This window comes from Providencia sp. UF-183 (assembly GCF_058246155.1).
In genome coordinates, this window is record NZ_JBSICD010000045.1 from 1 (window position 1) to 5,332 (window position 5,332).

The 5,332-nt window shown below is 43.0% G+C and carries 8 protein-coding genes and 3 pseudogenes; 9 read left to right on the forward strand and 2 right to left on the reverse strand.

Features of this window, described 5'->3' with window-relative positions; translation table 11 throughout:
* The 4 genes and pseudogenes from AC4IFT_RS22075 to AC4IFT_RS22090 all read left to right on the forward strand — a co-directional run.
* A pseudogene (locus AC4IFT_RS22075) lies at positions 1-342 on the forward strand (VENN motif pre-toxin domain-containing protein); the annotation flags it as partial.
* Between the two features lie 203 nt (positions 343-545).
* Positions 546-667: pseudogene (locus AC4IFT_RS22080) on the forward strand (VENN motif pre-toxin domain-containing protein); the annotation flags it as partial.
* A 54-nt stretch (positions 668-721) separates the two neighbouring features.
* On the forward strand, positions 722-1,561 hold the full coding sequence (locus AC4IFT_RS22085; protein ID WP_490752863.1) for a polymorphic toxin type 24 domain-containing protein: 840 nt from the start codon (positions 722-724) through the stop codon (positions 1,559-1,561).
* On the forward strand, positions 1,558-2,034 hold the full coding sequence (locus AC4IFT_RS22090; protein ID WP_273839493.1) for a hypothetical protein: 477 nt from the start codon (positions 1,558-1,560) through the stop codon (positions 2,032-2,034). Before AC4IFT_RS22085 ends, AC4IFT_RS22090 begins: the two co-directional genes overlap by 4 nt.
* A 54-nt stretch (positions 2,035-2,088) precedes the next feature.
* Here the strand turns inward: AC4IFT_RS22090 and AC4IFT_RS22095 are convergent, their stop codons facing one another.
* Positions 2,089-2,265, reverse strand: coding sequence for a SymE family type I addiction module toxin (locus AC4IFT_RS22095; protein ID WP_490752857.1), 177 nt, complete (start codon positions 2,263-2,265; stop codon positions 2,089-2,091).
* Between the two features lie 23 nt (positions 2,266-2,288).
* Here AC4IFT_RS22095 and AC4IFT_RS22100 point away from each other — a divergent pair, with 23 nt between their 5' ends.
* The 5 genes and pseudogenes from AC4IFT_RS22100 to AC4IFT_RS22120 all read left to right on the forward strand — a co-directional run bounded on the left by AC4IFT_RS22100 (position 2,289) and on the right by AC4IFT_RS22120 (position 5,057).
* Positions 2,289-2,561 carry a hypothetical protein gene (locus AC4IFT_RS22100; protein WP_490752859.1) on the forward strand — a complete coding sequence of 91 codons (273 nt, stop codon included), beginning with the start codon at positions 2,289-2,291 and terminating at the stop codon, positions 2,559-2,561.
* A gap of 14 nt (positions 2,562-2,575) precedes the next feature.
* Positions 2,576-2,899, forward strand: a complete 324-nt coding sequence (locus AC4IFT_RS22105; RefSeq protein ID WP_490752861.1) for a hypothetical protein — start codon at positions 2,576-2,578, stop codon at positions 2,897-2,899.
* 766 nt (positions 2,900-3,665) lie between these two features.
* A pseudogene (locus AC4IFT_RS22110) lies at positions 3,666-3,988 on the forward strand (VENN motif pre-toxin domain-containing protein); the annotation flags it as partial.
* A 66-nt stretch (positions 3,989-4,054) separates the two neighbouring features.
* A complete protein-coding gene (locus AC4IFT_RS22115; RefSeq protein WP_490752865.1) occupies positions 4,055-4,747 on the forward strand; it encodes a hypothetical protein in 693 nt (230 codons plus the stop codon).
* 4 nt (positions 4,748-4,751) lie between these two features.
* A complete protein-coding gene (locus AC4IFT_RS22120) occupies positions 4,752-5,057 on the forward strand; it encodes a hypothetical protein (protein ID WP_063108584.1) in 306 nt (101 codons plus the stop codon).
* Between the two features lie 92 nt (positions 5,058-5,149).
* Here the strand turns inward: AC4IFT_RS22120 and AC4IFT_RS22125 are convergent, their stop codons facing one another.
* Positions 5,150-5,302, reverse strand: coding sequence for a SymE family type I addiction module toxin (locus AC4IFT_RS22125; RefSeq protein ID WP_490752867.1), 153 nt, complete (start codon positions 5,300-5,302; stop codon positions 5,150-5,152).
* Positions 5,303-5,332: the final 30 nt, after the last annotated feature.

Genomic DNA, 5,332 nt, shown 5'->3' on the forward strand with positions numbered 1-5,332 from the left:
GTCAATGCCCACGAGAAACTGAACACGATTTTTGACAAAGAGAAAGAGCAGAAGCGGATAGAGAAAACGCAGCTAGTGGGCGAGTTAGGTAAGCAGATTGCGGATATTGCGGTGACGGATGCGACCATAAAAGCCACGAAGGAGGCGAACGAGAGTAAGAACATCCCGACACAGCAAGAGCGTGAGGCTGCGAAAAAAGCGCTTGAAGTACAAGGGAAAGTGGCCAGCGATGAGGCTATTGATAACTATATTCACGAGCAAGTTATTCAGGCGAAAGTGAATGGATCTGGTTGGGGCGTGGGTGGTGATATCGCCGCATTGTGGAGTCGGGCACAGCCTTAATCCAAGGATTGGTGAATGGGGATGTAAATAAAGCGGTTGCCAATGCGAGTGCGCCGTATATTGCGAATTATATTGGTCAACATATCGAAGATGATAAAGCGAAGGTCGCTGCCCACGGTATTGCGAATGTTGCATTAGCACTGGCAAAAGGAGAAAATGCAGGCGCGCAATCGTTAGGTGCCATGACGGCAGAAGCGGTGGGAATGCTGTCGCAAGAGCTGTATAAGAAAAAGCCAAGTGAGCTAACAGAAGACGAAAAATCGACGGTAAGTGCGTTTGCGAGTCTGGCCGCGGGTATCGCGGGCGGATTAGTCGCGGTGATACGTCCAGTGCGGCAAATGCCGCAGAGGCCGGGAAGACCACGGTTGAGAATAATTATTTGAGCTCTCAAAATGTCGTAGACATGAAAAAAGAGCTTGAAGACGCGGATAAGACTGGTGCAGATAAAACAGGCATTTACGACAAGTACGGCAAAATCAGCAAGGAAAATAGAGATGAAGCCATTGCTGAAATTGAAAGTGGTGGTTCCTTTGATGCGATTGGTGTTTGGTCTGAACTGAATGCAGGTGTTAATGTTGCCGATGCCTTGAAAATATCTGCTCTTTTTGATGATCTTAGTTCAGAAGATCGCGCTCAGCTTGTGAATTTTGTGAAAGCAGAGAGTGCGGAAAGTGCTCAAGCCATTTATGACTCGTTATCAATTACAGCGAAAGGTGCTCTACTCGCAAAAGAAGCAGGAGATAGCATTGGAATTGGTGGAGCTATTCCTGGTTCTGGCGTGTCGGTTGCTGGGATTAAGGGGAAAGGCGACAAGGGTAACAAAGAAAAAGAGCAAAATAACAGTTCTGGAGGTAATACTCCATCTACGCCAAATAGCGGAAATAATCAGCAGCGTCTTCCTCGAAATGCAACCAATCTTGTTGGTGGCCCATTGGAAAGAGCCCAACAAGTAAGTGGTCGATTCCAAATCGAAGGTGGACCTAAAAATGGAACGGTATATAGAGCTGATAACCAAGGGAACATAACAAGCTATGCCACTTATGACTCTAATGGCATGATTACTAAGAGGGTTGATGTTACAGGAGCTGCTCATGGAGGTGTCGCTACACCTCATGTTATAGAATATGGACGTAACGTATTACCAAATGGGCAAGTGAGGGTTCAATCCCCATCGACAAAAGCATTGCCAAGACCTGTACGTGAGGATGAAATACCATGAAAAAAGTCACGCTAGTTGAAGAACCATATGACTTAATTCGTTATGAATCATGGAAAAATGAATGGGCTTCACCTAATGATATTGAAATTAATGACTATATAAGTGATTGCTGTAACCCGGAAGATATACTTTGTAGTATAAAGTTACTGATACCTGAGTTTTTAGATGTTGATGGCTGCATATTACTCAGTGACAGATATGAAAAAAACAATTTTGAAGAATGGAAAAAACAATTTGGTTCAGATCTATCTGCTATAGAAAAAATGTTAAATCATGTTCATGTATATGATCTATTTACAGGTAGTTTAGATAAAACATCAGACTCGGTTTTTTTACAGCTATGTAAAATAATGCAGTGCACTTGGGAGATGTCGCTCAAAAAAGCATTCCCAACAAAGGAGTTTTTGGTGGAACTTCATAACTCAGAGTCTGATTATGGACCATCTCTAACTTTCTATCAAACACGTGGATAGTAGGTATTGTTTATCATTAAAACCTACTATCTGTGTGGCGTCTATACTATAGCCTCACTCTTCAGCCAGCCGGATAATCAACTGTCCGGCTTGGCGAGAGAGGGTAAAGTAGCTGCCCACCTCAAACCACAACTCTTTCAGCCACTTACCGCTGATAGTCAGTTGTGGGCTGGGGTTTGGCTTTCCTCGGTTCGGTAAGTAACCCACTGTATATTGTCTGGTTTTGACCACGTTTTCTTTAGCCACCTATCCAAATGTTTCAATCCTATCTTGTTATTTTCCTTTCTTTTTTACTCAAACACACCGAAAAAACTACCGACAAATATGACTCGAAGCAAAAAGGCGGTAGCCTGTCGGGGAGTATTGAGGAATATAAAAGGAAAGCGGAAGGATTCGCTGAAAATTTAAAAGGCGCCCGAACCGCTAAAATAAGAGGCGCTACTGATAATGTAACTCGTTATTATAAAAATGGAAAATATCTAAATAAAACAGCCGATGGAAAGATAATATCGTTTGGAAAACAATAAAAGGTGAATACGTTATGTGGCATGATTTACATATTACGAATGTGGGTCGGATAAGAAAAACAGTTGCTGAATTCACGATTACTATGATCCCTATTTTACCTTATTCAAAAATGAAGGTGAAAATTTATGAAAGCCAATCTGGAAATTTCACTGGAATGACTGACTTAGCAATAAAAAGAAAATTTGATGGTTCCCCCGAATGTGCTATTGGGTATGGAAATACTATTGAAGAGGCACTAGAAGATACGATCCTTTATTTTAATAAAATGTTAAGTCAAGATGGTTTTACTGAATTAACCGAAGATGATATTAGCTACGCAGAGTGGTCTGATTTTTAAATGTATAAAGATCCCAGTTCTGTGCTGGGATCGCCCTTAAATATCTTACTCGTTCTCAGTCAACTGAATGACCAGTTGCCCGGCTTGGCGAGTGAGGGAAAAGTGGGTTCCCACCTCAAACCCCAACTCATTCAGTCACTTACCGCTCAGGGTGAGTTGTGGACTGGGGTGGGTTTACCTCGGTTCGGCAGGTAAAGCGTTAAGCCGTGATACGGACAATGCCCACGAGAAACTGAACACGATTTTTGACAAAGAGAAAGAGCAGAAGCGGATAGAGAAAACGCAGCTAGTCGGCGAGTTAGGTAAGCAGATTACAGATATTGCGGTGACGGATGCGACCATAAAAGCCACGAAGGAGGCGAACGAGAGCAAGAACATCCCGACACAGCAAGAGCGTGAGGCTGCGAAAAAAGCGCTTGAAGTACAAGGGAAAGTGGTCAGCGATGAGGCAATTGATAACTATATTCACGAGCAAGTTATTCAGGCGAAAGTGAATGAATCCGGTTGGGGCGTGGGTGGTGATAATCGTCGCATAGTGGAGTCGGGCACAGCTTTAATCCAAGGGTTGGTGAATGGGGATGTAAATAAAGCGGTGGCGAATGCGAGTGCGCCGTATATCGCGAATCAAATAGCGCAACATATCCCAGCTGAAAATAAAGAGGGTCGTATAGCGGCGCACGGTATTGCGAATGTTGCATTAGCACTGGCAAAAGGAGAAAATGCAGGCGCGCAATCGTTAGGTGCCATGACGGCAGAAGCGGTGGGAATGCTGTCGCAAGAGCTGTATAAGAAAAAGCCAAGTGAGCTAACAGAAGACGAAAAATCGACGGTAAGTGCGTTTGCGAGTCTGGCCGCGGGTATCGCGGGCGGATTAGTCGCGGTGATACGTCCAGTGCGGCAAATGCCGCAGAGGCCGGGAAGACCACGGTTGAGAATAACTATCTGAGCGACTCAGAGCACCGCCAGAAGACGTCACTGGAGCTAAAAGAGAAGCAAGGTAAGATCACTGAAGTCGAGCAACAGAAACTCGCTGAGCTGCGAATTAAAGATACAGAAACAACACAAAGATTACTTGATACCTGTGCCGGAGGTGTTTCACCTGAGTGTACCGCCGCCAGAAAAGACGCATTCGAAGCGATAGATACCTACGTCAGTTTGACGTATCAAAATCCAAAAACAGCGCAGGCTGGTTATCAAGAAATCGAACGGTTATTGAACTCGACTTCACCCGAAGCACAGCAGGCGTACAATCTATTGGAATCCTATACTGAAGCCTTTAAAAACTTCGGTTATACCGATGAAGAAGCACGAACGCGTGCAGGTATGTATGTCGGGTCGATTTATCTATTAGGTGGTATGTCAGCGGTCGCAAATTCAGGCGCTTTAGTAAAACAGTTTGGGAAAGATGTTGCTAAGCCAAATGTTAAACCAGGGGTATCTCAGCCGAAAAATGACACATCTGGAAATACATTACCAAAAGAGCAAGTTCATACAGAGTGGAAAAATTCAATTACACAGTCTCGTGTTAATGTCCGAAATGGTGATGGCTCTACTGGTTCAGGACTCGAATATGCTTGGAAGAAACATGGTGGTGAATGGGGTGCAAATAAATCACACTTCACAATAACAAAGGATGAACTAAAGGTAGTCTTGCAGTCAGATAATGTAGTGAAGACACCAGTGCAATACTCACCATCCACTGGTAACTATATTCGTACTGTGGATATGGGCAAAAATATCGGTGTTGATGCAATGAATAATAGTACGCCAACGTCTATTATGACAGTCATCACTGATAAAAAAGGTAATTTAGTTAACACATTCCCAGGTAAGACTGTGGTTAGGTAATTATATGTTTATTATATATTTATGGGATAAAGCTATTGGTGAAAGCATTAGATCATTAGATGACTTTTCAGGTAATGAGAATTTTTTAATCAGGGATGATCTCTGCAAATATCCATTGTTATCTAAGTTATCCAACTGTGATATGGAGCTTTTCAGTGACGGACAACTTATAGATCTTCGTCAAGAAATTAATAGCCTGATGAAAGATGAATTATTAGATCAAAATGCATATGATTACTTGCGATCTGTGGTATCACTAATAGATGATGCTTATCATAATAATAAAGGAATTTTGTTTTCTCCGTTTTAACAAACTTACATTGTGCCAAATAGTTTACGAAATTAGATATATGTTAATTGTGTAAAAGATCCCAGTCCCAAACCGGGATCTCCTTACCTACCTCACTTCTCAGCCAACCGAATAATCAACTGTACGGCTTGGCAAGTGAGGGTAAAGTGGCTGCCCACCTCAAACCCTAACTCCTTCAGCCATTGACCGCTAATGGTGAGTTGTGGGCTGGGGTTGGGTTTACCTCTGTTCGGCAAATAACCCACTGTATATTGTCTGCTTTTGACCTCGTCTTC